This is a genomic window from Klebsiella sp. GFKo11, from assembly GCF_056490265.1.
In genome coordinates, this window is the sequence record NZ_CM151369.1 from 5,589,803 (window position 1) to 5,616,686 (window position 26,884).

Genomic DNA, 26,884 nt, shown 5'->3' on the forward strand with positions numbered 1-26,884 from the left:
AAAATTGATGGACAAAACGCCTGCATAATAGCAGGCGCAATTTTCGGCTTTTTTATTCAGTTAATTATTATTGTTTTATGGGAGGCAAACTCGAACCGAGTCAAAAGAAAGTGAACTGGTAGATGAGTTATTAATACTTAAAAGCAGATAACTTTCCCTGTCTTCGCTGTATCGGCCCACCGTAATTTATATTCCCAGTCTTTCTCATAAAGCCCTATTGAAAATACCATTTCTTTATCCTGCGTAGTGCACAAGTCGCGCGCATCTGAAATATTGGCCCACATCAGCATGCTGCCCGGGCTGAATGCTGAATATTTAGGGTCAACACCGCCATTTGGCACGTCAAAATACACCATGTTGTCACTGTTCGCACTGAGTACCAGATCAATAGCGCAAGGCGTATCGGCATAAAACAATACGTTACCGAAAATCAGATGCGGTACAGCGGATATCAGCTCTTCAATCTTCTCTTCCTCATAGCAGCGGACAGAATCAGCAAACCGCAACTTGAACAGACGGACATACAGACTGGCTATATCTTTGGGTGACATGTCTGACAGGCGGTAACATTCCCCCCCCATGCCCATAAACTTCCTTAATTCACCGTTTCGCTTCTTGATGGTTTTACCTGAAAATGAAGTTTTAACCCGGCATATACTGCGCTTCGTTCTGTAGAAAAATGCAGAATTAAGGATGGTATCTCGGTGGCGTGATGACAAACGGTTTGTCTTATCAGGGAGCCAGATTTTTTGATCTGCAGATACCGGTAGCATGACTTCATCGAAGGATACTGGAAACTCCCGCCATACATTCAAACCCACTTCTTTATTATCAACAATGAAATAGGCAGCGACAACATCACCATTTTTACAATATTGCCAGAATGAAAATCCTCGCTGACCTTTCCTCATAAAGAACTCAACAATATCAGGATGCATATTAACGCTGCCACCAAATCTCTGGTATGTTTCAGCGTAAACGTCATAACTACAGGGCTTCCATCCTGATATTAAATGTTTCAGACTCATGGTAATAACCTGATATAAATATTAATTGTTAAATTGAATCATCCCCACCCAGGATGGTAAATACTTTCACCCCCTGAATAAGGTATTTGAGACGGGCATTAGCTTTTTGCTTACGAACAGCAAGCAGCTCATTGTTTTTTTCCAGTAGAGTTGTGTTGCTTATCTGTCCGGCGTTCCGCGTTGCTTCAGCCATTCGGTATTGTTCTTTGACAGTATCAAAGATACCGGATGTCTGGATGGTTTGCTTTTTCAGGGATGCCTGTCCGGCAAGAGCATCAGATGCATCCCTGAACGCCTGTTGTATTGCTTTCTGATAATTGACGATCTCAATTTTCTTATTCAGCTCGGCCAGACTGAGGTTGGCCTGGTTCTTACCCCCATCGAAAATGGGAAGATTGAGTGTAGGAATAAAGCTCCAGTTAGCAGTGCCACCCGCAAGCAATTTACCCATATCAGCCGTGGATGATCCGCCTTCAGCGGTGATAGAAATAGACGGGAAAAATGCCGCTCTTGCCGCGCCTATACTGGCATTGGCAGCTTTCAACTGGTACTCAGCAGCAATAATATCGGGACGTTTGAGCAGAACCTCTGATGGCGTTCCTGCTTTAATTAACGGAAAAGCCCAGTCATGCTCATGTGACACATTCAGCAGAGAGTCAGGTAGCGGGGTGCCGACAAGCAACTGAAGCGAGTTTAAATCCTGTTGTACCTGCAACTCTGTCTGGTTCAATTCTGACTGTGCGTCGTTTACCGCACTATCAGCGTCCATAAGCGCATTTTTAGTCATGTCTCCGGCATTATAGGCTTGCTGTTGCATGTGCCGGAGCTGCTGGAGATTGTCCAGTTTCTGACGGGCAATACTAATGTTTTCCTGGTCGGTGAAATAGATCAGATAGGCACTGACCACCTGCTCAATGAGGCTGATCTTCAGGGCTCTTGATGAAGCTCCCGCAGCAAGATATTCATTGAGGGATGCTTCCCTGAGGCTTCGCAAACGCCCCCAGAAGTCCACTTCCCAGGAAGCTGAGACCAGTTTAACGTTGTATTGATGATACGTTACCGAACCGGTATCAACGGTATCAAAGATCCCTGCAGGCTCATGAGCTGCGGTTTTTTCTGCGGTCAGGCTGACTGCTGGCAACCAGGATAGTCTTTCTACCCCATACTGAACACCTGATTTTTTCAGGTTCAGTGCAGAAAGTTCGAGGTCCTTGTTATTGTCGATGGTCAGTTTTATCAGTTGCTGCAGCTTGCTGTCTGTGAAAAAAGGCCCGTTTGCTGCCGTTGTATACATACCTTCAACAGAAGTGTCTTTATGTGACCAGGCTAATGGCACGGGGGCTTCCGGTCTCTGATATGCCGGTGCCATTGTGCAGCCTGAAAGTAGTAAAGAGGTCATCACCGTAATGGCTGACACACGAAGTTCTATTGATACCGGAAACACCATTTTTACTCCTGTTGCCTGTTAGGTTTTCTGCAGACCTCCAGGTGTGCCCGCCAGGATAATTATCCCGAACTCTGTCAATGAACAATCAAGGGCAATACAAGGGGGATGCAATACACCCCTGTTTTTTCGGGAAAAGAGACAGAATTGATAATTCCTTGATAATCTCTGAAATGTTCCTTGTTCTTTATGCGGTTAGATACGGTATGGAATTTACTGAGATCCCCCGTAATAACATTCCCGAATAACTCATCAAAAAGTCATCACCCTCTTTTAAACCGGTATCTGTAGTGGTCAACTAAAACTGGCCACTGTAGTGGTTTACTGAATTTGGCCACCTGAACAGAGGTGATATGCTCACCTCAGAACAACACAGGTGTCATAATGAAAAAAAGAAATTTCAGCGCAGAGTTTAAACGCGAATCCGCTCAACTGGTCGTTGACCAGAACTACACCGTGGCAGATGCAGCCAGCGCTATGGATGTCGGCCTTTCCACAATGACGCGATGGGTGAAACAATTACGTGATGAACGGCAGGGCAAAACACCAAAAGCCTCCCCCATTACCCCGGAACAAATTGAAATCCGTGAGCTCAGGAAAAAGCTACAACGTATTGAAATGGAAAATGAAATATTAAAAAAGGCTACCGCGCTCTTGATGTCAGACTCCCTGAACAGTTCTCGATAATCGGGAAACTCAGGGCGCGTTATCCTGTGGCCACTCTCTGCCATGTGTTCGGGGTTCATCGCAGCAGCTACAAATACTGGAAAAACCGTCCTGAAAAGCCAGACGGCAGACGGGCTGTATTACGCAGTCAGGTACTTGAACTGCATGGCATCAGCCACGGCTCTGCCGGAGCAAGAAGCATCGCCACAATGGCAACCCAGAGAGGTTACCAGATGGGGCGCTGGCTTGCTGGCAGACTCATGAAAGAGCTGGGGCTGGTCAGTTGCCAGCAGCCGACTCACCGGTATAAGCGTGGCGGTCATGAGCACGTTGCTATCCCGAATCATCTTGAGCGACAGTTCGCCGTAACGGAACCAAATCAGGTGTGGTGCGGTGATGTGACCTATATCTGGACGGGTAAGCGCTGGGCGTACCTCGCCGTTGTTCTCGACCTGTTCGCAAGAAAACCAGTGGGCTGGGCCATGTCGTTCTCGCCGGACAGCAGGCTCACCATGAAAGCACTGGAAATGGCATGGGAAACCCGTGGTAAGCCCGTCGGGGTGATGTTCCACAGCGATCAAGGCAGCCATTATACGAGCAGGCAGTTACTGTGGCGATACCGGATCAGGCAGAGTATGAGTCGGCGTGGAAACTGCTGGGATAACAGCCCAATGGAGCGCTTCTTCAGGAGTCTGAAGAACGAATGGGTGCCGGCGACGGGCTATGTAAGCTTCAGCGATGCAGCTCACGCAATAACGGACTATATCGTTGGATATTACAGCGCACTAAGACCGCACGAATATAATGGTGGGTTACCGCCAAACGAATCAGAAAACCGATACTGGAAAAACTCTAACGCGGTGGCCAGTTTTTGTTGACCACTTCACACATCATCCCAGGTGCGACGCACATGGATCTCTATGATGGTCAGGGTGCAACGGTTGCCGCGAGTAAGCTGGCTCCTTTCTTCAAAAAGAATCTCATTTAGGTATAACTATCCATGAAAAAACATCCACTTCTTGAAAAATTTACACTCGGTAAAGGTGTGACGCTGCGCAACCGTATTGTTATGGCACCCATGACGACGTGGGCGGGTAATGATGACGGCACAGTATCGCTTGATGAAGAAGCTTATTATCGTCGACGTGTTCAGGATATTGGGCTGGTAATTACCGGTTGTACTCATGTTCAGGAAAATGGCATCGGATTTTCAGGGGAATTTGCTGCATATGACGACAAATTTATTCCCGGTTTAAAGCGTCTTGCGGCGGCGGCAAAAAGCGGTGGAGCACCGGCAATCTTACAAATTTTCCATGCAGGTGTGAAAACCAGTCCTGAGCTGGTTTCAGATATCGTAGCTGCAAGCGCTGTTCCCGGTGATGCAGGGCCTTTCGCACCTTCCGTGACCCCTCGCGAACTTACATGCACTGAAGTTGAAACGGTTATTCAGGCTTTCGGTGAAGCAACTCGCCGTGCCATAGAAGCCGGATTTGATGGCGTTGAGTTACATGGTGCTCATGGTTTTTTACTTCAGAACTTTTTCTCACCTCATTCCAACCGAAGAGAAGATCAATGGGGCGGCTCTCTTGAAAACCGTATGCGTTTCCCACTCAGCGTCATCGAGAGTGTGCGTAAAACGATTACTGAGCATGCAACCAATCCCTTCCTGATGGGATACCGCATTTCACTGGATGAGCATTACGAAGATGGGTTGCGCATTGATGAGTCACTTCAGCTGGTTGACCGCCTGGTCGAGGAGGGTATTGATTATCTTCATATATCACTCGGTAATGCACTTGAAGCCAGACCCGTTGATGCACCGAATGGCCCGAAAGTCATCGAAATCGTGCGCGATCATCTGACCGGACGTATACCTCTGATTGTTGCCGGGCAGTTGCGAACAGCAGAGCAAGCGGAGGATGCTGTTAAAGCAGGTGTGTCTTTGGTGGCCATAGGCCAGGGAATGATTATGAACCCAGACTGGGTTAAGTTTGCAGACGGTAAAGCTGAAGGAAAAATTGCTCTCAATATTGCTGCATCTGACGCAGATCAACTAGGCTGTGTCCCTTAATTACGTAACCGTTGATAAAAGAGTCGGATGCAGCCCAGTTTCACCATGGCCAGATAATTTCTCGCCGTTTTGTCGTAACGAGTAGCGATGCGACGATATTCTTTCAGGCGACCAAAGCACCGTTCAACGACGTTACGATTTCGGTACGCATCACGATCAAGCTTCGCACGTCCATCCGATGCCATTTTCTCATTTGATTTTCGGGGGATAACTGCCTTTATGCCGTTGTTTTTCAGCTCATTGCGTAATGCGTGTCCGGAGTACGCTTTGTCGGCCAGTACTGTATGACCACGGCGTTTCATGCTGCCGTTCTGACGCTGAACGCCAATACCGTCCAGAAGTCGTTGCGTGAACAGGCTTTCATGAGCCTGCCCGGGGCTTAACACGATATTTAACGGGAGACCGCTTCCGTCTGTTGCCAGATGGATTTTGGTGCCGAAACCGCCGCGAGAGCGACCCAGCCCATTATCTCCGTCGATATCAGGATGTTTTTTTGAGCACCAGCGGCACATTTCAGCGCCCGGATATTACTGCCATCCAGCGCGGTGGCAGACCAGTCAACAAAGCCGTTCGCATCAAGTAGTGAAAGTAACCTGTTGAAAATAATGTTAATCACGCCTGACTTTGACCACCGGTTAAAGCGGTTATAAACCGTTTTCCATGGCCCATATCGTTCGGGCAAATCGCGCCATGGAGCCCCGGAACACAACACCCAGAACATGCCATTGATAATTTTACGATGCTCAGCCCATGGGCGTCCGGCTGGTCGTGTAGCAGGTTCAGGAGGCAACAGGGGCTTGATGATGGTCCATGCTTCATCAGGAAGGTCGTAGCGAGCCATAGTTCAATATGTCGTGGAAACAAACAGTTACTATAGCTCAGATGATAAAGGGACACAGCCTAGCTTATACAGTATTGCTTAACTTGAAGGCAATCGTAAGCCTTTAGTGGGTGCCATATTGCTAGTTATTTATCGGAAAAGCCAACGTCCACTGCAGGAGTTCATCAACTTAGTTGGCAGGCCTGTCGCCATAACGTAGCCAATAAACCAGTTGTAATCAATACTCGCAGGATATAAATATACTGTATCATATTCTTACATTTTTTTTGATGATATCGATAGTTTATCATTGACCATATCATTTTCAAGCTCATGAACGGTTAATATCCGGCATTTTTTTTCCGGTGCCATTTTTTCGTATTCAGTTAGATAAATATCACTATGAATATGTTCAGCCATGATTTTAACTAGTAATTTGTTATTGGTATATAAGCCATGTGTTTCTTCCCGATGGGAAAGCATTAGAGCATTTTTCATATCAATCACTAGCATGAAGCGATGTGATGGATAAATCTTTTCATCTATTTCAAATCGAGAGTACAATTCGATAGATTCATGTGGTAGCGCGAGTCGGTTAAATGAGAACACGATAATCCGAACCCCGCGCTCAACGGCATTAATGAGTTCTTGAGCAATGAGTTCAAGATGGAAGTCAGTGTTCAGGTAAACCTCGATTTGAGCCAGTTCGAGCATTTCCCTGGCTTTCTGTAGTGAATTATCAAAACCAGAGACGTTATATATGAACTCTTTCTCTTCCTGTAGCATCATACGTGAGAGTTCTTTTTTTAATACATTGATGTTTTCAATGGTTTGCTTTTCTATGTTGCTGAAAATAAGCTCGGGAGATTTTGCTTGATACTCTTTAGTATTGCCATCGGCCATAAAAATGAAGCCATTTTTATATAGACTATCAATTGATGAGTAGACGCTAGAACGTGATAATGATATTTCTTTTGCTATCTTATAGCCGCTAGAACGACCGTTTTTTAGCAAGTTGATGTATACATTGGCATCTGTCTTTGTAAAGCCAAAACCCATAAGTGTTTTTACCAGTTCGTTCATTAACATAACCTCACATGCAACATAGCCCGTCTGTTAGTTTATCATTACTTACAACGCAAGGGTAGAGGTGTATTGCGCCTTTTCCTTATTAGCCATCGCCGCATCATAGGCAAAACGATATTCTTCATAATTTAAGCGAATTATTTCTGGTAGATAATTATTTGGACAGTGTCGGCTTAATACACTTTTTAGACTTAACGGAAAGTCTGAGTGTATTGTTGCTAATCCACTGAGCACTAACAATCTAGGTTTAAAAACCATTATTGGATCAAGTAAGGCTCTGGCTAGTTGATCCATCCACATTCGGTAGACTTTTTGCGCCCATGCATCACTGCCATCAACTCCCTGAATTATTTCTAAGGCACTCTTCCGCTGAAGAGAGAACTGAAAATACTGTCTTTCGATCCCGGATGTCGAAATGAATTGATGAACGCATCCTATCCCGCAGCATTCGCAAACCGGAGATATACCATCAATGAGTGGCTGATAATTTTTCAATGGGAGATGAGCCCAGGAAACATTTATTGCATGGTCAAATACGCTATCATTGTTGTATTTATCGACTACACAAAGTTCACAGCCAAAATCAACGACAATACTCATAATATTACCTTTTAGCCCTGATAATAAGGACGTATCTAGGTTTTGTAAAACAACAAGTGCTGGGCCGAAAGACTGGCAATGAATACCAGTCTTCTTATCTATAGCCATTTCGAAAAAATTGGTTATTCTATCTAACGGCCCCCAGCGGGACACGTTGCTTTGCATAATGCTGATACCGACAAAGTCAATATTTCCATAGGTCCGCTGGATACTAAAAATCATATGTAATACGGTATCTACACTTTGCTGGCAGTCTATTGGTGTTAATACCTGAGTACGATAACAAACTTCACCATCGTCTATTAACACGCCACGTATCCAGTCAATCGCAAGTGAGATACCGAGTTTCATGATATGATGTCCTTATGGTCCAGACCGATAATATAAAACCCAAAAGGTGTCAGAGATAGTGTTCTGCCCTGATAATTAATAGCTAAAGATTCATCACTATTATTAAGGAGGAAATGTACTTCTCCTCTGCTAAAAGCGACAACTGCCGGATGGTCGACATTATTCCAGTGTATTTTAGGATCATTCCATTCGGAATATTTTTTCCTCCATAGAATAAGATCTTTAATAAATGACTTAAACTCTAAATCCTGCCTTTGTTCATCCCATATCATACATTTACGATTATCTTCCGATCCCATTGCTCTGCTGCCATTCATACCAACTTCGCTACCGTAATAAATACAAGGAGAACCCACCTGACTAAACATAAAGAGATAGGCTAACCGGGCTTTACGTTTATCATTACCACACAGACTTAATAAACGTGAAGTATCATGGCTTTCAAGAAGATTAAACATAACTTCATTAACGTTCCGTGGATAGCAAAGATAGGCATGGGTAACAATATCTATAAATGTTTTTTTGTCATATGCTTGTAAAGCGAAATAGTCAGTAGTTGCTTGCATTAGAGGATAGTTCATCAAGGAGTCAAACTGGTCTCCGCGCAGCCATGGCATGCCTTCATGCCAAATTTCACCGAGAATATAACAATCAGGTTTTATGCTTTTTACCGTTCTACGGAAAGCTCGCCAAAATTCGTGGTCGACTTCATTGGCAACATCAAGGCGCCAGCCATCAATATCAAATTCTTCAATCCAATATCTCGCCACCTGCAGCAGATAATCACGACAAGCGGGGTTTTCAGTATTAAGTTTAGGCATTTCAATAACATTACCAAAGGTTTCGTAATTGAAATTACGGAAATCCCACTCATTTTTATCACCAGATGGGTATACCGGGAATTTTTTAATCCAGAACCAGTCTGCGTAAGGTGATTTATCACCATTTTTTACAACATCTAACCATAATGGTGATTGATTACCAATATGATTAAACACTGCATCCAGCATGACCTTCATTCCTCGTTGGTGAGCTTTTTGCACCAATTCTTTAAACCGATCGTTGCCACCGAAATGGGGATCAACGTTAAAATAATCTACGGTATCATATTTATGGCTAGCGTTAGCCGTAAATATGGGACAAAGGTATAAACCGTTAACGCCAAGATCTTGCAAATAATCAAGTTTGTTAATAATGCCCTGCAAATCACCGCCCATAAAGTTTTTTGAATCTGGAGGCGTTCCCCACGGTTGTACGTTTTCTGGCGATATCGATGGATCGCCATTGCAAAATCGTTCAGGAAAGATCTGATACCATATTGTTTTTTTAACCCATTCTGGCGTAGAAAGTACATCACCTGGATTGATATAAGGGAAGCAAAAAAAGTTGGACAAGTTACTCAGTTCTGTCTCTGCTACAGGTGGTTTACTTATATCAACACAGCGTCGTTCACCAAATAATAATTTTTCCCCGTTATTTCCGTATAATATAAAACCATAGCGGCTACGTCGTTTGCACGGAGTAAATGCGGCAAACCAGTGGTCATAGCTCTCGCTTTGTCCCTCTTTTTCCATGTGAACTTCGTTGCCGCCGCTCCATCCATGCGCGTCGCTGCCGCCAAGGTTTCCACCATCTAGGCCACCTTCCTCCCATTGATAGGGATCGCCGATCCACAGAGAGACTTTCGCGACCTCGCCTTTGACTGTGCGAAACCTAATATGTAGGGTTTCTTTATTATAAGCGTAGCTATCGGCACTCTTTGCGGAGTGGCTTAATGAACTAATTGTAATCATATCTTATCCTAATCTTATTCTTTTACCGCACCGCTAACCAGTCCGGTAGTAATATGTTTCTGTGTAACAATGAAAAGTAACGTTATTGGTACAGCAACTAATAATGCACCAGCAGCAAATAGCGTAAAGTTTTCAGCTGAGTTGGAGGATATCCAGCTAAAGATACCAATTGCCAGAGTCATTTTATCTTCACTGCGTAAAATTAGAGTTGGTAAAATAAAGTCCATCCATGGGCCGGTGAATGAAACCAATGCCACAAATACGAGAATAGGTTTAGCAAGCGGTAATATAATTTCAAAAAATATAGTTAGATGCCCTGCACCATCAATTTTTGCTGCTTCATCCAATGACGTAGGGATTGCATCAAAATAACCTTTAACCAGCCATGTCATAAAAGGTAGGGAACCAGTAACGTAGACTAATAGCAAACCAATGTATGTATCAATTAGATTCATCTTTGACAATAAGATATAAATTGCGGTCATGGAAAGAAATGCCGGGAACATCTGTAACACTAAAATGCTCATGAGTATGTTTTTTTTGGCTTTGAAACGATATCTTGAAAAAATAAATGCCGTTATTGTTACTACTACCAAAGAAATAAGCATGTTACAGGTTGCGAGTATAAAGGTGTTTTTGTACCATTTTAAATAAGGCGTTCCCGTAAGTAGATTATGGTAATGTTCTAATGTAAATGATATTTCAGTAAAACCAGAACTAAAAAGATTGTTCCCAGGCTTTAGCGATGACATAACTGTCCATATTACTGGCCCAAGGACAACAAGTGCATTTAATAATAAGAAAAGATAGACTAAAATCGTCATTATCTTGCTAATAATGTTTCTCATTTACATCCCCACATCTTCTTTGAATGATTTCATTCGCCTAAATTGCCAGATCGCAAATATCGATAAGAACAGGAAAATAATGATTGAGATGACAGAAGCAATTTGATATTGCTGAAAATCAAGGGTTAATTTATAGATCCACGTAATCAAAATATCAGTATGTCCGGCAAAGCGATATTCCGGGTTTATCGGCCCACCTTCTGTTAGCAAGTATATTGCACCAAAGTTATTGAAATTATGTGCAAAGGTCATAACCAATGAAGGGGCGACCTGGTGCAGAACCATCGGTAACGTGATTTCACGGAACTGTTGGAATTTACTAGCACCATCCACCTCACTTGCTTCGTATAGGTCACGGGGAATATTGGTCATTGCTCCGGTGATTAGCAGCATAAAGTAGGGAGCGCCAACCCATACACTTACCGCAATTACAGTCATTTTAGCTATTAATGGATCGGAAAGAAAACCAATTGAATCAATACCCCAGCTATTTAATGTACTATTTACTGGACCAATTCCATTCAGAAGCAGACGGAAAATAAGCAGGGTAACGAACGCCGGGATCGCATAGGGTAAGATGAATACGACTCGCCAGGCTTTCTTAGCTATAATTTTTTTGTTTTCTAACGCGAGGGCTAACAGAAATCCAAAGCTACAAGTGCATAGAGTTGCAAAAAAAGCCCATAGCACAGTCCACACACCAATACCAACGAACGTTTTAGACCAGATCCGAAGCTCAAAGAGGGTAATGAAATTCTTTAATCCGACCCAATCAACAAGATTTTTAGGTGGGATATGATGAGGAGCCGAGTAGTTTGTTAGTGATACCAAAACGGTGATGATCATCGGCATAATAATAAAGGCAATGCAGGCAATAAATGCCGGAGCCAACATGATAGTAGCAAAACGATTATCGTAAATCGTTCGTAACTGTTCCGTAAAGCTCTGATGGCACTTTTCACATACCTGCGCATCCTTAATATTTAACCAATAAACAAAAATTGAAAAAAATAAAAAAATGAATGCAACAACACCTTCAACCAACATAAAAATTGAATTGTCACCAGCTACAATATCAAACCCACTACGTGTTTGGGCCACGGTGCCTAAAGTGATGAGTCCCTGCGTTGCGTTGAGTAATAAATTGATGTTGCTAATAACTACAATCTGGAATAATAAAAAAACGGAGCCTTTTATCCAATGACCAGAAATGAGCTGCGTAGTGCCCATAATAAGAAAAGATGCCGGAAATATACGCATGCTTTTTCCCTCAGACAATAACATAGTTACTCCTGAAATTTGATTTGCTCATCAATGATATTACGAGCACGGTCAAGTGCTGCTTTTGGCGTTTGGTCATTGATCCACATATCGGTAATCGCATTTGCCAGTGGGGACCATAAATAACCCATTTCCGGAATAGATGGCATGGCATCAGAGTGAAGCCCTTGTTTAATAATTGCGCTCGTCGCTTCATTTGCAGTTGGTAGGATTTTGTTCATCAGATTCGGTACCGGAGGTATAGATTCTGTCATCTCATAGCGTTTCATTAACATTTCATCAGATGAGAGATAGTCCGCGAAAAGTTGTGCCGCCTTAGGCGATTTACTATAAGAAGAGACGACCGCCAGGCGAACCGTAGAAAACGAACGTGGCTGTTTTCCTTCAAGAGTAGGTATGGGAACAACGCCAAAATTAATTTTACTGTTGTTATATCCCTGGATTGCCCATGGACCGTCGATGATGGCAGCTACTTTGCCTTCAGAAAATAAGCCTCGACGCACCTGTGGATTACGCATATCTACCGGATTAGATGGGTTTGCAGTTTTAAGTCGTTTCATCGCTGCAAGCCCTTTTTGGGCTAATTCGGAGTTGATTCCTAGGTCCTTGACGTTTGTCCCTTCCTGACCAAATTCGTAAGCACCATACAGGGTTAGAAACATTCTTGACTCATAATAGTTTTGTACATCCCATAACAAGGTATATTTATTTTCCTTAACATTATTAAATTCAGCACTTAGCTGGATCAACTCTTCAAATTTATCTGGCGGCAACCGAAGGATATCCTTGTTATAAAATAATGCGACGGTTGCATAACTTACTGGAAAACCATAATTTTTTCCTTCATAGCGTGAAGCATTTATTGCATTAGACATAAATTTTTTATTTATACGTTCTGACGAGATCAGATTTTCCATTACGCCACCGGCAACAACCAGTCGGCCTAAAAGATCGTGCTCGATTTCGGCAACGTCAGCAACGCGCGTGGATCCGCCATCCTGTATCATTCGCGAGGCGGTATCTATTGGCGCCAATCCCCTAAACGTAAATCTTACCTGGCTGTTATATGTTTTATTAAAGTTTTCAGCAGCATATTTCATATAATCTAGCGTAGAAATATCCGTCCATATTAGAAGATTTGCTTGTTTTTCAGGTGCAATACTCTCTCCCCAAGCTGCGGGAACAAGGGCCGTCAGACCGAAGAGCAGAACAGCGTCTAGCAATTTTATTTTCATAGTTACCCATTTTAGTAGTACGTAGTGTACCACTATGATGCATGCGTCCTTTTTTATGTCAACATGCGGTCTACCCAGACAGGTTTATTTGTGATGTTTGTCAAAAAACATCAGATGTTTGAACAATTTTTGTGATTCTGTTCTCCCTTTTATTAGGTATGAATCCAGTCCCTTATTGGCAGCAAAAAATAGGCTAAAAATGATATCCTGAATTTAAAAAAAACATAAAACGTGATTTTAGTCACAATTTTATCGAAAGATTAGTGACTTGCATCTCGTTTACGTTATTGCCATGAGGAAAAAAAAATTAAATGAGAGAAATTAAATAGGCGTCCATGAGGAACTACTAATCATGATAAAATTTAACGCTATCCCTCAGCATTCTCTTCCGATGTTGTGATAGCTGAATAAGGAAGTACTATGAAAAAAAAATTACTCTCTGCCTCTATTGCTCTTGCTCTCACAGCGCCCGTACATTCATTTGCAGCCAGCGATCAGCGTGGGTACAAACCTGAAGACGTCGCTTTTGATGAAAGCTTTTTTTCGTTTGGTGGCCATGTAGGGACTTCTGTTGAATATGAAGATAAGGTAACTCGTGGTTTCAATAACACGGATAAAAAGGAGAAGACGATTACCAATGAGGTTTTCAACTTTTTTTATAACAATCCACAATGGAATTTTATGGGTTTTTACTCTTTTAAAATAGAAAATAGAGAGCAAAAGGAGCCTGGTTATTATGAGAATGAAGATGGTATTAAGCAGCTTTTTTCATTGAATAAAGGTCATGATCTTGGTAACGGTTGGGCTACTGGTTTAATTTATGAGCTAGAATATACAAGAAGTAAAGTTTATTCTCCGTATGTTAGTGGTCTACGTAAAAACCTTGCTGAGCACAGTATTAGACCATATTTAACCTACTGGAATAATGATTATAATATGGGATTCTATTCTAATCTTGAATACCTTTTGAGTAAAGAAGATCGCAATGCATGGGGGAAAAGGCAAGAGCAGGGATATAGTGCATTGTTTAAACCCTACAAGCGTTTTGGTAACTGGGAGGTCGGTGTTGAATTCTATTACCAAATTAAAACTAATGATGAGAAGCAACCAGATGGAACCATTAATGAGAAAAGTGATTTTAATGAAAGATATATAGAGCCTATTGTTCAATATAGCTTTGATGATGCCGGCACGCTGTACACGCGGGTACGTGTCGGGAAAAATGAAACTAAAAATACTGATCGTAGTGGTGGCGGTAATGCTGGCATTAACTACTTCAAAGACATTAGAAAAGCTACCGTTGGTTATGAACAATCAATAGGTGAAAGTTGGGTAGCCAAAGCTGAGTACGAGTATGCTAATGAAGTTGAGAAAAAAAGTCGATTATCAGGATGGGAAGCTAGAAATAAGAGCGAGTTAACACAACATACCTTCTATGCTCAGGCACTATATCGCTTTTAGTCTTAACGTAAGGGGCGTTTATGTTCAGTGTTATGGAAATCGCCACTCTGTTATCCGGGAGCTATACCGGTGATGGAGCTATTCGGGTTAACTTTATACGGCCAATTCGCAGTCCTGATGTCGGCGGCCTGGCTATTGTTTTCGCCAAACAAGACTTGCAATTCTTATCTGGCTCACATGCTGACGTGCTGATAGGACCTGATGAAATACTGGATAGCCCAGCGAAGGCACATATTGTTATCTCACATTTGGATGTTGAGCGCCTTAATCTTTTTCTTCGTTCTTATAAAGTAAAAAGGTTTCATCTCAATGATCAAGGGAATACGTCGGCACTCTCAGATGTTTATATTGGAAAACATTGCCAAATTGGTGATGGCTGCATTTTTATGCCTGGTGTGAAGATCATGAATGGGGTTATTATTGGGGATAATGTTGCTATCCACTGCAACACTGTTATTAAAGAAGGAACTATCATCGGAAATAATGTAACTATCGACTCAAACAATTCGATTGGTAACTACAGTTTTGAGTATATGGCTTCAAGAAATGGTAAGTATCAACGAGTAGAAAGTGTGGGGCGAGTCATTATTTACGATGATGTAGAGATCGGGAGCAACAATACAATAGATCGTGGAACATTAGGTAACACGACGATTGGTCGGGGAACTAAAATAGATAATCAGATTCAGATTGGACATGACTGTCATATTGGTGAAAACTGCTTAATAGTATCACAGGCTGGGTTTGCCGGTCATACAACTCTTGGTGACCATGTTATCGTACAGGGACAGGTTGGGACCTCCGGCCATATAGCGATTGGTAGCCATTCTATTATCAAGGCAAAATCAGGTGTAAGTCACTCCTTCCCTGAGAATAGCGACTTATTTGGTTACCCGGCAAAAGATACCCGTGCTTATTACAAAAACATTGCCGTTCTTAACATTTTAACAAAAAATCATCAATTTAAAAAAAATCGATCTATATCGGACACATGGAGGGATCGTTTTTTTAATTTTTTAAACTCCTAAATTTTGAAGAGAATAGAATTTTATCGTGCCAGTACTTAGTCACTGACGTTTTTCGTCATTGTCCACTAAATTTTTGAAGGATGGTATTTGTTATGAAACGTTTAAATTTAATTATTGCTGCCGTATTCACTATGCTTTATGCCTCTGCTGTTTTTAGTACCTCAGTTAACGCACAGGGTTCCGCTGATAATCCTTTCTATAATTGTGCTCTGCCTTCCGTTGACGAGCGTGGACCGATTCGGCCTTCTTTATATGTTGTTGGTACCTTTCCTGAAGGACAATGGATTCAGCAAGAAAACCGTAAAATGCTCTATAAAGGCAATGGTATATATCAGTTAGTTATAGATGAAAAAGCCGGTAATCTTAGCGTTCAGTTCGCTACGATGAGCTGGAATCCGCAATTCACTGCAGCGGGTCTGGAGTTAACAGTTGGACAAGTTAAGGATCTGAAACGAGCAGGTTTTGCAAAAAATACAGCAGTAACGTTACCAGTTGCTGGCCGCTACGTCTGGACGGTCAAAATTGCTGAAGATAAAAAGCCACTTCAGGTTGCCGTTGCACAATGTAAATAATTAAGCTACTTCCAGCAGAATAGTAAACATACGTCGTGGCTAATATTTGGACGATGGTAAGTATAGTCTTGTTAGCCACAGATGTCTTTCTTCTTATGGGGTAAATCATGGCAACGGTTAGTTTGCGGAAAATTGAAAAAAGATATGAAAATGGCTTTAAGGCTGTCCATGGTATCGATCTCGAAATCCATGACGGTGAATTTATGGTTTTTGTCGGGCCTTCCGGTTGTGCGAAATCAACAACTTTGAGAATGATTGCCGGTCTTGAAGATATTAGCGGAGGCGAAATTTATATCGGAAATAGAAAGGTTAATGACCTTCCGCCCAAAGACCGTGGTATTGCCATGGTTTTCCAAAACTATGCACTTTATCCGCATAAAACCGTTTTCGACAACATGGCTTTTGGTCTCAAAATGCAGAAACGACCTAAGGATGAGATTAAACGCCGGGTTGAAGACGCGGCCGAAAAACTTGAAATTACCGAACTGCTTTATCGTAAGCCGAAAGAAATGTCAGGCGGACAGCGCCAGCGTGTCGCTGTTGGCCGGGCGATTGTACGTAAACCTGATGTTTTTTTATTCGATGAGCCTTTATCAAACCTAGATGCCAAGCTCAGGGTATCGATGCGGATGAAAATTGCCCAACTACATCGTTCTCTGAAAGAGGAGGGGCATCCTGCTACAATGATTTATGTTACTCACGATCAGACTGAAGCGTTAACTCTAGGAGATCGCATTTGTGTTCTTAACCATGGAAATATCATGCAGGTTGATACACCTACTGATCTTTATAATTATCCTAATAATAAGTTCGTTGCCAGTTTTATCGGTTCACCATCAATTAATTTGATAGATACTGCTATCCGTAAGAATAATGAGAGGTTGTATGTTGAAATTGCTCCTGGCGTTGAAATATTAATTCCACATAGTAAGCAAGTGTTGCTTGAAGGTTATATTAATAAGCCTGTGTGTTTTGGTATTAGACCAGAGCATATCTCTCTTGCTAGCGATGATGATGACCTTAATACCTTTGAGGGAGTTTTAACGGTGGTTGAAAATATGGGGAGCGAAAAATTTTTATATTTTATCGTTGGTGGGAAGGAACTTATTGCCAGAGTTAATACACAAGATATTAATCCATTTCATATAGGGAAAACTTTAAGATTTAATCTTAATACTGCCTTTTGTCATGTTTTTGATTTCTATAATGAGAACAATCTGACAAATGTAAGAGTGTAATTTTTTCTTAGCTCACCTCATCACAATATATCACCACTGCACTGCTAAATATACGTGTGTAGTGGTTCCTGAATTCACGATCCTTATGAAGTCGCTTTTATTGACGCTTCGATTATTTTCATCTCGCGTTGTAGTTGTAGTTGTAGTTGTAGTTATAGTTATTTTTCAATTTAAGTGGAGTTAATATAAAGTAAAACTAATATTTTCACTAACTTTATTAGGACTAGATAATGAAAAGAAACCGTTTTTTTAATACCTCGGCTGCTATTGCCATTTCGATTGCATTAAATACTTTTTTTTGTAGCATGCAGACGATTGCTGCTGAACCAGAAGAAACTTATCTTGATTTTCGTAAGGAGACGATATATTTTCTATTCCTTGATCGTTTCAGCGATGGAGATCCAAGTAATAATGCAGGGTTTAATTCTGCAACCTACGATCCTAATAATTTAAAAAAATATACTGGAGGAGATCTCCGGGGGTTGATTAATAAACTACCCTATTTAAAATCACTTGGTGTTACTTCAATCTGGATTACTCCCCCAATCGATAATGTGAATAATACTGATGCTGCTGGCAATACTGGATATCATGGTTATTGGGGAAGAGATTATTTTCGTATAGATGAACATTTTGGCAATCTCGATGATTTCAAAGAACTGACTAGTTTGATGCATAGTCCTGATTATAATATGAAACTGGTTCTTGATTATGCCCCTAATCATTCGAATGCTAATGATGAAAATGAATTTGGTGCACTATATCGTGATGGTGTGTTTATTACTGATTATCCTACAGATGTTGCCGCCAATACGGGCTGGTATCATCACAATGGTGGGGTAACGAACTGGAATGATTTCTTCCAAGTGAAGAATCATAATCTATTCAATCTATCAGACCTCAATCAATCCAATACTGATGTCTACCAGTACTTGTTGGATGGTTCTAAATTTTGGATCGATGCTGGTGTGGATGCTATCAGGATTGATGCCATCAAGCATATGGACAAGTCTTTTATACAGAAATGGACCAGCGATATTTATGATTACAGTAAGTCTATCGGCCGGGAAGGATTTTTTTTCTTCGGTGAATGGTTTGGTGCCAGTGCGAATACTACAACAGGTGTTGATGGTAATGCTATCGATTACGCCAACACTTCCGGGTCAGCGTTGCTGGATTTTGGATTCCGCGATACTTTAGAAAGAGTTTTGGTAGGACGTAGCGGAAATACAATGAAAACGTTAAATAGTTATCTGATAAAAAGACAAACAGTCTTTACCAGTGATGACTGGCAGGTTGTTTTTATGGATAACCATGATATGGCACGCATTGGTACCGCTCTGCGTTCAAACGCCACTACTTTTGGTCCTGGAAATAATGAAACCGGTGGAAGTCAGAGTGAAGCTTTTGCTCAGAAACGTATAGACCTCGGTCTGGTTGCGACAATGACTGTACGTGGTATTCCTGCCATTTATTATGGTACTGAACATTATGCCGCTAACTTTACCTCTAACAGTTTTGGTCAAGTTGGCAGTGATCCTTACAACCGAGAGAAAATGCCAGGATTTGATACGGAAAGTGAGGCTTTCTCCATTATTAAAACACTGGGTGACCTAAGGAAAAGTAGCCCGGCAATTCAAAATGGAACTTATACTGAACTATGGGTTAATGATGACATATTAGTATTTGAGCGGCGTTCTGGGAACGATATTGTTATTGTTGCACTTAATCGTGGTGAGGCTAACACAATTAATGTTAAAAATATAGCGGTTCCTAATGGGGTATATCCGAGTTTGATTGGGAATAATGGTGTTTCAGTAGCAAATAAACAGGCAACACTAACACTTATGCAAAATGAAGCTGTTGTCATTCGCTCACAATCAGATGATGCGGAGAACCCTACAGTACAAAGCATAAACTTCACATGTAATAACGGTTATACGATTTCAGGTCAAAGTGTTTATATTGTTGGTAATATACCTCAGTTAGGTGGTTGGGACTTAACTAAAGCGGTAAAAATATCACCGACACAATATCCACAATGGAGTGCGAGCTTAGAGCTTCCCCCTGACTTAAATGTTGAATGGAAGTGTGTGAAACGTAATGAAACCAATCCGACGGCTAATGTTGAGTGGCAGTCTGGTGCAAATAACCAGTTCAATAGCAATGACACACAAACAACGAACGGCTCGTTTTAATTAAAATTTAGTGGACCAGCGTTCCAATCGATGGTCCACTATTCGTACTCCGGCCATAATTATTTTTGACTAATACTCTTATAGATTTTCAACCTAGGCTGATGTGACTACATATTTTTGCTGTACGCGGACCTGATCGTCTGCGTCTATTTAGAGTGAAAATGTATATCCATTTCACCCTCACGAAATACTAAATAGCTGCGCCAAATAGTAGATCATTTTAAGGGAACTCAGCCCGGATTATGCGATCTGATCAATCGCCAAACCAACCATAATCACCAACCGGACTAAGCGATGTCGATCATAGCACCAATCCCCCGTACCGAACGACGCCTGATGCAAAAAACTATCCATAAAACTCGCGATAAAAATCATGCCCGCAGGCTGACCACTATGCTGATGCTGCACCGAGGAAGTCGTGTTTCCGACGTCGCCAGAATACTTTGCTGTGCCCGTTCGTCCGTGGGACGCTGGCTCAACTAGTTTACCCTGTGTGGCACTGAACGCCTGATATCACTGCGTACGGGCCGTGAACCCCAGTGGCCATTTGAGCAAATTTGTGCACTTCTGGTACAGCTTGTCAGCCGTTCTCCCGCTGATTTTGGCTATCTACCCGACCGCAGAGTGGTAGCCATTGGTGATAAGCTCCATCTGCATGACAACGCTCAGTTTATTCGTAAGCGTACAGCGAGAGCCGTCTGGTCATAACCTGATGTATTCGACAAAGTGGTGTATACCAAATAGTGGTGGGAACCAAAGTGTCAGATATGCAAGAAAAATGTGACTTCAGGCAGGCGTAAAGGCTACCCTAATTATCCTCCCTAAATTAAGCAACAGCTCGTTGCGGCTTCCTGTGAACCGGGCGTGTAGATATCAAAACTGGCGCTTAAAAACGGTATCAATGCCAATCTGTTATTTAAATGGCGTCAGCAGTGGCGCGAGGGTGACCTGCTCCCCGTTGATTAGTACACCCCGATGTTAGTAATGTCTTCATAAGCCACATGAGGACATCCCCATGAAGAAGCGTTTTTCCGACGAACAGATCATCAGTATTCTCCGCGAAGCCGAAGCTGGGGTACCCGCCCGTGAACTCTGCCGCAAGCATGCCATTTCCGATGCCACGTTTTACACCTGGCGTAAGAAGTATGGCGGTATGGAGGTGCCTGAAGTTAAGCGCCTGAAGTCGCTTGAGGAAGAGAACGCCAGACTCAAGAAGCTGCTTGCCGAAGCCATGCTGGATAAAGAGGCGCTTCAGGTGGCTCTTGGGCGAAAGTACTGACGACAGACCAGAAGCGGGAAGCCGTGATGCTGATGTGTGATGCGACCGGTCTGTCGCAACGTCGTGCCTGCAGGCTTACAGGTTTATCCCTGTCGACCTGCCGCTATGAGGCTCACCGTCCGGCTGCTGATGCGCATTTATCAGGGCGCATCACTGAGCTGGCACTGGAGCGCAGGCGTTTTGGCTACCGTCGTATTTGGCAGTTGCTGCGCCGTGAAGGGCTTCATGTTAATCATAAGCGCGTGTACCGGCTTTATCACCTCAGTGGCCTGGGCGTAAAACGCAGAAGACGTCGTAAAGGGCTGGCAACAGAACGTCTGCCGCTGCTCCGTCCGGCGGCGCCCAATCTGACCTGGTCGATGGATTTCGTCATGGACGCACTTTCCACCGGTCGCAGGATCAAGTGTCTTACCTGCGTCGATGATTTCACAAAGGAATGCCTGACGGTCACTGTTGCCTTTGGGATTTCAGGCGTTCAGGTCTCGCGTATTCTGGACAGCATTGCACTGTTTCGAGGCTATCCGGCGACGATAAGAACTGACCAGGGGCCGGAGTTCACTTGCCGTGCACTGGATCAATGGGCCTTTGAGCATGGTGTTGAGTTGCGCTTAATCCAGCCGGGCAAGCCAACGCAGAACGGATTTATTGAGAGCTTTAACGGACGATTTCGCGATGAATGCCTGAATGAGCACTGGTTCAGCGATATCGTTCACGCAAGGAAAATCATTAATGACTGGCGGCAGGATTATAACGAGTGTCGTCCACATTCAGCACTGAATTATCAGACGCCATCAGAGTTTGCAGCACGGTGGCGAAATGGAAAATGTGAAGGTAAACAAACCGACCTTACTAACTGACGGTTGTATCTAATCCTGGGGGCAGGTCAACTTGATTATGACCTCATTATCAATACTGGTAATGGTATAACGCCATACAGGAAAAGAGACCGTGCCTGCTCTGAGTTGTTCTCCATTTGCATCCACTTTTATAGGGGAATCTGATGCACCAACCTGAAAACTTGAGAGTAAAAGACTTGAAATTAAAAAACATTTACGAGCTGAAGATAGTACTTTCACGATAATATCCCTTACCTTTAACGGTATTAATTGTTAATATATTGTTCAATATTATTTTCAAAGGTGTCGCCATTTAACTTGATCTCGGTAATAAACTTATTCCCTTTCCAGACCTGAATAAATGGTCCGCCACGTAAATATTCACCTATCACATATCGATACTCACCATTGGGAATAGTGACACTTTGATCACCATTTCCAGACATACTGAACTCAACCTTTTCACGTGGAACATTAATTAAAATTTCAGGATTATCATCCTTCCCATACTCATAACGAATATTGCCGTATACGTAACACACACCAACATGTTTGCCATCCTTAGCGGTATAAGCATCAAAGATGGTTTGTTCACCGTCGCAGGAATTATCAGGATTGGCATAAACAGACATTGAGAACATGCCTACGGTTAACAGAATGGCACTACTGAGTAATTTTTTCATATAACTCCTTTAATGATAAAAACTCCTGAAATTCAAAAAATCTGAACAGGAGTCTTTACCTCCTGGTTTTATTAATCCGCTGATAACAGTTGTTTTGGAGTTTTTCACCACAACTGAAACAACGCTTGATCTATATCCCATCGGTCTCCTCTCCTTGCCAGCGACCTGCGACTAATCACTGAATAGCCTTTCCTGACCCACCACCGGTAATAACCTGATTAAAGGCAGGTTGATGTGATCTTTTCAGAAAGGTAATGAGGTGTAAAATTGTTAATACCGATCGAAATAGATAAACCGATCCGTTTTACCTATCGTTAAAAACGATCAATAAGATTAAAATGATAGTCATTGACTATTAAAATACTCAATACCGATCGGTCGTGCAGATCAAAAAGAAAAAGTATTTGAAAATATGAATGGGTTTTTACTGAGTTTTTTGGTGAGTTGATAGAAGGAAAACCAAAGCTAATTAGTCAAATGTATGTTCACAGTCACGACATTCATACTGATCGAACAGGACGCCATCAAGCGATGCTCCTGTTACCGCTCCAGTCGTCGCACCGGCGACAAATCTTCCCAGTATTGCGCCAATGACAGCCCCTGTAGCTGTTCCCACCACCGGAACAACAGAACCTATTGCTGCCCCCGTACCAGCACCACTAAGTGCTCCTGCCACTCCTCCTGCTATACCTCCTGCCTTCCTGCCAATATTTCGCTCACTTACACGGTCAGAACCACATTGCGGGCATATCGTAGTCATTTGTTATTCTCCTGATTTACGGTTGTTAAAAGCAAAAAGGCACCCTAACGTTAATGAACGGATGCCTTTCTATGAAATAACTCATGTTCAATCTAAGGGGTAATAGAGCCAGCAGTAGCACCTGTCATCTTGTCAGCATGGGGTTATTAATTTTCGCAAAATCAAACGGGCTGATAGTCTTCTCCCGGTTCGAATCCAGAAAATCCGCCCACCATTGCAGCATCAACTTGCGTTCATCCAGATGTTCCGCTTTATGGATATATGCTGCGCGTACCGAGTTACGTTCCATATGGCTCATCTGGCGCTCCACCGCATCCTTCGACCATAGCCCTGACTCAATTAACGAACTACAGGCCATTGTGCGGAAGCCGTGGCCGCAAACCTCGACCTTAGTATCATATCCCATCACCCGTAGCGCACTGTTTACGGTGTTTTCACTCATTGGCTTACGCGGATCATGATCGCCAATAAAAATCAGCTCATGCTTATCACCACAAAACTGTTTTATCTGCTTCAGGATCGCCTGTGCCTGCTTTGAAAGCGGCACCAGATGAGGTGTACGCATCTTTGATCCTCGCTGAGAATGTTTCACGCCGGGAATAGGCTCTCGCTCAGGCGGAATGGTCCACATTGACGTTTCAAAATCGATCTCTGACCAGCGAGCAAAACGTAGCTCACTGGAACGAATAAAGATAAGCAGAGTGAGTTCCGTTGCCCAGCGGGTTAGTGGCCTGCCGGTATAGCCATCTATTTTCTCAAGTAACTCAGGGATGCGCTTTAACTCCAGTGCCGGACGATGCTGCCGGTTACTGGAAGCTACCGCCCCCGCCATCTCCTGCGCCGGGTTGTAATCAATTAACCCGCTTTGCACTGCATAACGCATGATGGCCGTGGTGCGCTGTTGAAGACGGGAAGCCACTTCAAGACGTCCAGACATCTCTACGGCTTTAATGGGAATTAACAGATCGCGGGTACCCAGTTCAGTAATATTGCGAGTGCCAATTGCCGGGAAGATATTGTCCTCAAGGCTCCTTTTTACGCGATTAGCATGATCTTCCGACCATTTCTGATTGGTAATGAGCCACTCTCTGGCAACCTTCTCGAAAGTAATAATCTCTTTCGCCTGCTCTTCTTTCACAGCACGTTTATGCTCACGAGGATCAATACCAGCAGCTACCAGCTTTCTGGCTTCTTCCCTTTTCTTCCTGGCATCCGCCAGCGAAACATCCGGGTAAACGCCGAACGCCATCAAATGCTGTTTACCGCCAAAACGGAAACGAAATCGCCAATACTTTGAGCCGTTAGGTTTTACAAGTAAGGACATTCCGTCGCCGTCAACAAGTGAATACTCTTTCTCCTCAGGTTTTGCAGAACGAACTTTAGTATCCGTTAGGGCCATGATGGGCCTCCTTCCATTGGTATCTCGTGAGTATACAAACAATATCGAATCGGAAAATATACACATTAGTATACTCACAAGCTTGTTGATGTGGGTTGACTCAGGTTGACTTCAGTTGAGGAGAAAATCGTGGAAAGCCTTGTGTGGCGAGGATTTCAGACATAAAAAAAGACCTCAGTTGAGGTCTATTTACATGCTTTTGGTGCCGAAGGCCGGACTCGAACCGGCACGTATTTCTACGGTTGATTTTGAATCAACTGCGTCTACCGATTTCGCCACTCCGGCACGGAAAGGTATGCGGAAAACGTTGTGGATTATACCTGTCGCTGGCTGCTGCGCAAGCAGCAGAGTGCGATTGCCACGCTAAGTGTTGAAAAAAACAGCGCCAGCCGCATTTTGACTAACATTCAATACGTTCCCGATACAAACTACGCCCCCTTCCCTCTCCCACCAGCGACGTTCTTTTTCTCCGAGTCTGCTCGCAAAATCCTGCAAACGGCTCAATACGGTTTACATTTTCGCCAGTTTGTTATCAGATCCTGTTATTAGTACGCGTAATAACGCCTGTACTTTCCCAAACAGGATACCTGCAATGCGCTTCTATCAGATCGAACCGACGCTGGAGAACTACTGGCGCGGCATTATTCTTTTTGGCAAAAACGTCGCCTCCTATAAGTTCGCGCTGGCTCATGCGCTGTACGATATCCGTCGCGACGGTAGCGATCTGATACGCCTTGAGGATCTGGCTGTGCCGTTCAGCCAGCATCTGTGTCGCCATCTTAGGCACGCGCCCAAACAGATCACCTCGCCAAAAAGCCAGTATCTTAGTGCCTGTAACAGCTTCAATCGTAATGAAATAAACCAGGAGCAGCTCACCGCTGCGACGGTAAAGCTCGGCTTTAGCGTGGTGCTGGACAAGTTTCATAACGTCAATCAGGGTGAAATCGCCAAACGCTTTTTTCTCGACGAGCGCAAAACGCATAAAGGCATCCGTCTGACCGACAACTTTTATTATCTGACGGAACGCCAGCAGTACCAGAACCTGATCCACGAAACTGACGCACGCTGGCGTCTGGTGGAGCAGGCATGGGCCATGAGCATCGCCAGCAACCTGATCGCCATAGAATACGATGCCGCCGAACAGCAGCTATTTAGCACCCTGAATTCCCGACGGGTCGCTATCTCTAGCTGTCGCGACAGCCTGAACGGCTATCAGAAGGGGCGCTGCTTTTACTGCTATGCGCCGATTAGTCTTGAAACTGGGGATGAGAACCTGGCCGATGTTGATCACTTTATCCCCTGGGCGGCGCGTAGCGAGGTAGCAAATATCAATGGCGTCTGGAATCTGGTTCTCGCCTGTAAAAGCTGTAATCGCGGTGAAAAGGGCAAGTTTATGCGGGTACCGTCGGTAAAACTGCTGCGCCGCTTGCGCGACAGAAACGAATACTTTATTACCAGCCACCTCCCCTTGCGTGAAACCTTAATCCGTCAGACCGGTAACACGACCGCCCGGCGCGATGACTTTCTCGCCAAAATCTGGAACACTGCTCGTATAACGCTCCTTCATGAATGGGAACCTCAGGCCGCCGGAACGGATATTTTCTGATGACAATCAATTACTACCAGCAGAACGCTGACAACTTTGTAGCTTCAACCGTGGCTGTCGATATGACCTCTCTTTACGCGCCTTTTATCGGGGCGATTAAACCGAACGGACTGATCCTGGATGCCGGATGCGGCTCCGGGCGCGATGCAAAAGCCTTTGCGGATATGGGCTATCGGGTCGAGGCGTTTGATGCTTCACCAGCAATGGTTGAGCGAGCAGCGCAATTTAGCGGGCTGGCCGTGCGTCAGGCGACCTTTCAAAGCATCACGGAAAGTGCGCGTTATGATGGCATCTGGTGCTGCGCTTCGCTGTTGCACGTTCCCGCCGACGAACTCGACGGGGTGATGCGCAAACTGGCTACGGCCCTTAAACCGGGCGGCATCTGGTACGTCTCATTCAAATACGGTTCAGGCGAGCGAGAAAAGGAGGGTCGGCGTTTTACCGATCTCGACGAAGCGGGTCTGACGGCTCTGGTCGAACAGCAGGCGGATATCCGTATCGCCAAAATGTGGCAGACAGTGGATAAGCGCCCGGAACGGAACGAAATCTGGCTCAACGCGCTGTTGCTTAAAAGCTGAATTATCAAGATAACTTCTCCTTT

At 43.6% G+C, this 26,884-nt stretch carries 21 protein-coding genes, 1 tRNA gene and 1 pseudogene; 11 read left to right on the forward strand and 12 right to left on the reverse strand.

What is annotated here, in order from left to right; translation table 11 throughout:
* Positions 1–137: 137 nt before the first annotated feature.
* Together AC07P6_RS26850 and AC07P6_RS26855 are read right to left on the reverse strand one after the other, a co-directional pair.
* On the reverse strand, positions 138–1,028 hold the full coding sequence (locus AC07P6_RS26850; protein WP_058675663.1) for a GNAT family protein: 891 nt from the start codon (positions 1,026–1,028) through the stop codon (positions 138–140).
* 28 nt (positions 1,029–1,056) lie between these two features.
* Positions 1,057–2,475, reverse strand: coding sequence for an efflux transporter outer membrane subunit (locus AC07P6_RS26855; protein ID WP_134897176.1), 1,419 nt, complete (start codon positions 2,473–2,475; stop codon positions 1,057–1,059).
* 381 nt (positions 2,476–2,856) lie between these two features.
* Here AC07P6_RS26855 and AC07P6_RS26860 point away from each other — a divergent pair.
* Both AC07P6_RS26860 and AC07P6_RS26865 read left to right on the forward strand, forming a co-directional pair.
* A protein-coding gene (locus tag AC07P6_RS26860; protein WP_478315074.1) for an IS3-like element ISEc52 family transposase occupies positions 2,857–4,016 on the forward strand; the annotation gives its coding sequence in 2 pieces (ribosomal slippage) (positions 2,857–3,106 and positions 3,106–4,016; 1,161 coding nt in all).
* A gap of 122 nt (positions 4,017–4,138) precedes the next feature.
* Complete coding sequence (locus AC07P6_RS26865) at positions 4,139–5,209, forward strand: NADH-dependent flavin oxidoreductase (protein ID WP_478315075.1); 1,071 nt, start codon at positions 4,139–4,141, stop codon at positions 5,207–5,209.
* On the opposite strand, the gene AC07P6_RS26870 is transcribed toward AC07P6_RS26865, so the two are convergent.
* The 7 genes from AC07P6_RS26870 to AC07P6_RS26900 all read right to left on the reverse strand — a co-directional run bounded on the left by AC07P6_RS26870 (position 5,206) and on the right by AC07P6_RS26900 (position 13,223).
* Positions 5,206–6,050 (reverse strand): IS5 family transposase gene (locus AC07P6_RS26870; protein ID WP_134897178.1). Its coding sequence is split into 2 segments (ribosomal slippage): positions 5,206–5,708 and positions 5,708–6,050, totalling 846 coding nucleotides; the frame shifts between segments, so codons are not numbered across the junction. The two genes, AC07P6_RS26865 and AC07P6_RS26870, sit on opposite strands and share 4 nt — an antisense overlap.
* A gap of 255 nt (positions 6,051–6,305) precedes the next feature.
* Positions 6,306–7,112 carry a TrmB family transcriptional regulator gene (locus tag AC07P6_RS26875; protein WP_134897179.1) on the reverse strand — a complete coding sequence of 269 codons (807 nt, stop codon included), beginning with the start codon at positions 7,110–7,112 and terminating at the stop codon, positions 6,306–6,308.
* 48 nt (positions 7,113–7,160) lie between these two features.
* Positions 7,161–8,066, reverse strand: a complete 906-nt coding sequence (locus AC07P6_RS26880) for an ROK family protein (protein ID WP_134897180.1) — start codon at positions 8,064–8,066, stop codon at positions 7,161–7,163.
* On the reverse strand, positions 8,063–9,859 hold the full coding sequence (locus tag AC07P6_RS26885) for a glycoside hydrolase family 13 protein (RefSeq protein WP_134897181.1): 1,797 nt from the start codon (positions 9,857–9,859) through the stop codon (positions 8,063–8,065). The genes AC07P6_RS26880 and AC07P6_RS26885 overlap by 4 nt, the downstream gene beginning before the upstream one ends.
* A gap of 14 nt (positions 9,860–9,873) precedes the next feature.
* Positions 9,874–10,707 carry a sugar ABC transporter permease gene (locus tag AC07P6_RS26890; RefSeq protein ID WP_219676266.1) on the reverse strand — a complete coding sequence of 278 codons (834 nt, stop codon included), beginning with the start codon at positions 10,705–10,707 and terminating at the stop codon, positions 9,874–9,876.
* Positions 10,708–11,991 carry a carbohydrate ABC transporter permease gene (locus tag AC07P6_RS26895; RefSeq protein WP_134897183.1) on the reverse strand — a complete coding sequence of 428 codons (1,284 nt, stop codon included), beginning with the start codon at positions 11,989–11,991 and terminating at the stop codon, positions 10,708–10,710.
* Between the two features lie 2 nt (positions 11,992–11,993).
* Positions 11,994–13,223, reverse strand: a complete 1,230-nt coding sequence (locus AC07P6_RS26900; protein ID WP_134897184.1) for a sugar ABC transporter substrate-binding protein — start codon at positions 13,221–13,223, stop codon at positions 11,994–11,996.
* 420 nt (positions 13,224–13,643) lie between these two features.
* Between AC07P6_RS26900 and AC07P6_RS26905 the strand changes: the two genes are divergently transcribed.
* The 7 genes and pseudogenes from AC07P6_RS26905 to AC07P6_RS26935 all read left to right on the forward strand — a co-directional run bounded on the left by AC07P6_RS26905 (position 13,644) and on the right by AC07P6_RS26935 (position 21,856).
* Positions 13,644–14,684 (forward strand): porin, encoded by a 1,041-nt coding sequence (locus tag AC07P6_RS26905; protein ID WP_070596162.1) that lies wholly within the window; start codon positions 13,644–13,646, stop codon positions 14,682–14,684.
* Between the two features lie 20 nt (positions 14,685–14,704).
* Positions 14,705–15,712, forward strand: a complete 1,008-nt coding sequence (locus AC07P6_RS26910; protein WP_134897185.1) for a UDP-3-O-(3-hydroxymyristoyl)glucosamine N-acyltransferase — start codon at positions 14,705–14,707, stop codon at positions 15,710–15,712.
* Positions 15,713–15,804: 92 nt separating this feature from the next.
* Positions 15,805–16,284: an early set domain-containing protein gene (locus AC07P6_RS26915; RefSeq protein WP_004136080.1), complete on the forward strand. Its 480-nt coding sequence runs from the start codon at positions 15,805–15,807 to the stop codon at positions 16,282–16,284.
* Between the two features lie 107 nt (positions 16,285–16,391).
* Positions 16,392–17,522, forward strand: a complete 1,131-nt coding sequence (locus AC07P6_RS26920) for an ABC transporter ATP-binding protein (RefSeq protein ID WP_134897186.1) — start codon at positions 16,392–16,394, stop codon at positions 17,520–17,522.
* 230 nt (positions 17,523–17,752) lie between these two features.
* Positions 17,753–19,720 carry an alpha-amylase family glycosyl hydrolase gene (locus AC07P6_RS26925; RefSeq protein WP_134897187.1) on the forward strand — a complete coding sequence of 656 codons (1,968 nt, stop codon included), beginning with the start codon at positions 17,753–17,755 and terminating at the stop codon, positions 19,718–19,720.
* 294 nt (positions 19,721–20,014) lie between these two features.
* Positions 20,015–20,341, forward strand: a pseudogene (locus AC07P6_RS26930) (helix-turn-helix domain-containing protein); the annotation flags it as partial.
* Between the two features lie 394 nt (positions 20,342–20,735).
* Positions 20,736–21,856 (forward strand): IS3 family transposase gene (locus tag AC07P6_RS26935; RefSeq protein WP_088765928.1). Its coding sequence is split into 2 segments (ribosomal slippage): positions 20,736–20,994 and positions 20,994–21,856, totalling 1,122 coding nucleotides; the frame shifts between segments, so codons are not numbered across the junction.
* Between the two features lie 245 nt (positions 21,857–22,101).
* On the opposite strand, the gene AC07P6_RS26940 is transcribed toward AC07P6_RS26935, so the two are convergent.
* The 3 genes from AC07P6_RS26940 to AC07P6_RS26950 form a co-directional block, all read right to left on the reverse strand.
* Positions 22,102–22,518 carry a hypothetical protein gene (locus AC07P6_RS26940; RefSeq protein WP_134897188.1) on the reverse strand — a complete coding sequence of 139 codons (417 nt, stop codon included), beginning with the start codon at positions 22,516–22,518 and terminating at the stop codon, positions 22,102–22,104.
* Positions 22,519–23,402: 884 nt separating this feature from the next.
* Positions 23,403–24,677: a tyrosine-type recombinase/integrase gene (locus AC07P6_RS26945; protein WP_016946344.1), complete on the reverse strand. Its 1,275-nt coding sequence runs from the start codon at positions 24,675–24,677 to the stop codon at positions 23,403–23,405.
* 200 nt (positions 24,678–24,877) lie between these two features.
* A tRNA-Leu gene (locus AC07P6_RS26950) sits at positions 24,878–24,962 on the reverse strand.
* 307 nt (positions 24,963–25,269) lie between these two features.
* On the opposite strand from AC07P6_RS26950, the gene AC07P6_RS26955 reads away from it, so the two are divergent.
* A complete protein-coding gene (locus AC07P6_RS26955) occupies positions 25,270–26,283 on the forward strand; it encodes an HNH endonuclease domain-containing protein (RefSeq protein WP_478315076.1) in 1,014 nt (337 codons plus the stop codon).
* Complete coding sequence (locus tag AC07P6_RS26960; RefSeq protein ID WP_181483829.1) at positions 26,283–26,861, forward strand: class I SAM-dependent methyltransferase; 579 nt, start codon at positions 26,283–26,285, stop codon at positions 26,859–26,861. Before AC07P6_RS26955 ends, AC07P6_RS26960 begins: the two co-directional genes overlap by 1 nt.
* Positions 26,862–26,884: the final 23 nt, after the last annotated feature.

What these genes read in the sequence shown, in the direction of transcription:
- AC07P6_RS26850 (WP_058675663.1), bottom strand. Translation starts at nt 1,028, where the DNA reads ATGAGTCTGAAACATTTAATATCAGGATGGAAGCCCTGTAGTTATGAC.
- AC07P6_RS26855 (WP_134897176.1), bottom strand. Translation starts at nt 2,475, where the DNA reads ATGGTGTTTCCGGTATCAATAGAACTTCGTGTGTCAGCCATTACGGTG.
- AC07P6_RS26865 (WP_478315075.1), top strand. Translation starts at nt 4,139, where the DNA reads ATGAAAAAACATCCACTTCTTGAAAAATTTACACTCGGTAAAGGTGTG.
- AC07P6_RS26875 (WP_134897179.1), bottom strand. Translation starts at nt 7,112, where the DNA reads ATGAACGAACTGGTAAAAACACTTATGGGTTTTGGCTTTACAAAGACA.
- AC07P6_RS26880 (WP_134897180.1), bottom strand. Translation starts at nt 8,066, where the DNA reads ATGAAACTCGGTATCTCACTTGCGATTGACTGGATACGTGGCGTGTTA.
- AC07P6_RS26885 (WP_134897181.1), bottom strand. Translation starts at nt 9,859, where the DNA reads ATGATTACAATTAGTTCATTAAGCCACTCCGCAAAGAGTGCCGATAGC.
- AC07P6_RS26890 (WP_219676266.1), bottom strand. Translation starts at nt 10,707, where the DNA reads ATGAGAAACATTATTAGCAAGATAATGACGATTTTAGTCTATCTTTTC.
- AC07P6_RS26895 (WP_134897183.1), bottom strand. Translation starts at nt 11,991, where the DNA reads ATGTTATTGTCTGAGGGAAAAAGCATGCGTATATTTCCGGCATCTTTT.
- AC07P6_RS26900 (WP_134897184.1), bottom strand. Translation starts at nt 13,223, where the DNA reads ATGAAAATAAAATTGCTAGACGCTGTTCTGCTCTTCGGTCTGACGGCC.
- AC07P6_RS26905 (WP_070596162.1), top strand. Translation starts at nt 13,644, where the DNA reads ATGAAAAAAAAATTACTCTCTGCCTCTATTGCTCTTGCTCTCACAGCG.
- AC07P6_RS26910 (WP_134897185.1), top strand. Translation starts at nt 14,705, where the DNA reads ATGTTCAGTGTTATGGAAATCGCCACTCTGTTATCCGGGAGCTATACC.
- AC07P6_RS26915 (WP_004136080.1), top strand. Translation starts at nt 15,805, where the DNA reads ATGAAACGTTTAAATTTAATTATTGCTGCCGTATTCACTATGCTTTAT.
- AC07P6_RS26920 (WP_134897186.1), top strand. Translation starts at nt 16,392, where the DNA reads ATGGCAACGGTTAGTTTGCGGAAAATTGAAAAAAGATATGAAAATGGC.
- AC07P6_RS26925 (WP_134897187.1), top strand. Translation starts at nt 17,753, where the DNA reads ATGAAAAGAAACCGTTTTTTTAATACCTCGGCTGCTATTGCCATTTCG.
- AC07P6_RS26940 (WP_134897188.1), bottom strand. Translation starts at nt 22,518, where the DNA reads ATGAAAAAATTACTCAGTAGTGCCATTCTGTTAACCGTAGGCATGTTC.
- AC07P6_RS26945 (WP_016946344.1), bottom strand. Translation starts at nt 24,677, where the DNA reads ATGGCCCTAACGGATACTAAAGTTCGTTCTGCAAAACCTGAGGAGAAA.
- AC07P6_RS26955 (WP_478315076.1), top strand. Translation starts at nt 25,270, where the DNA reads ATGCGCTTCTATCAGATCGAACCGACGCTGGAGAACTACTGGCGCGGC.
- AC07P6_RS26960 (WP_181483829.1), top strand. Translation starts at nt 26,283, where the DNA reads ATGACAATCAATTACTACCAGCAGAACGCTGACAACTTTGTAGCTTCA.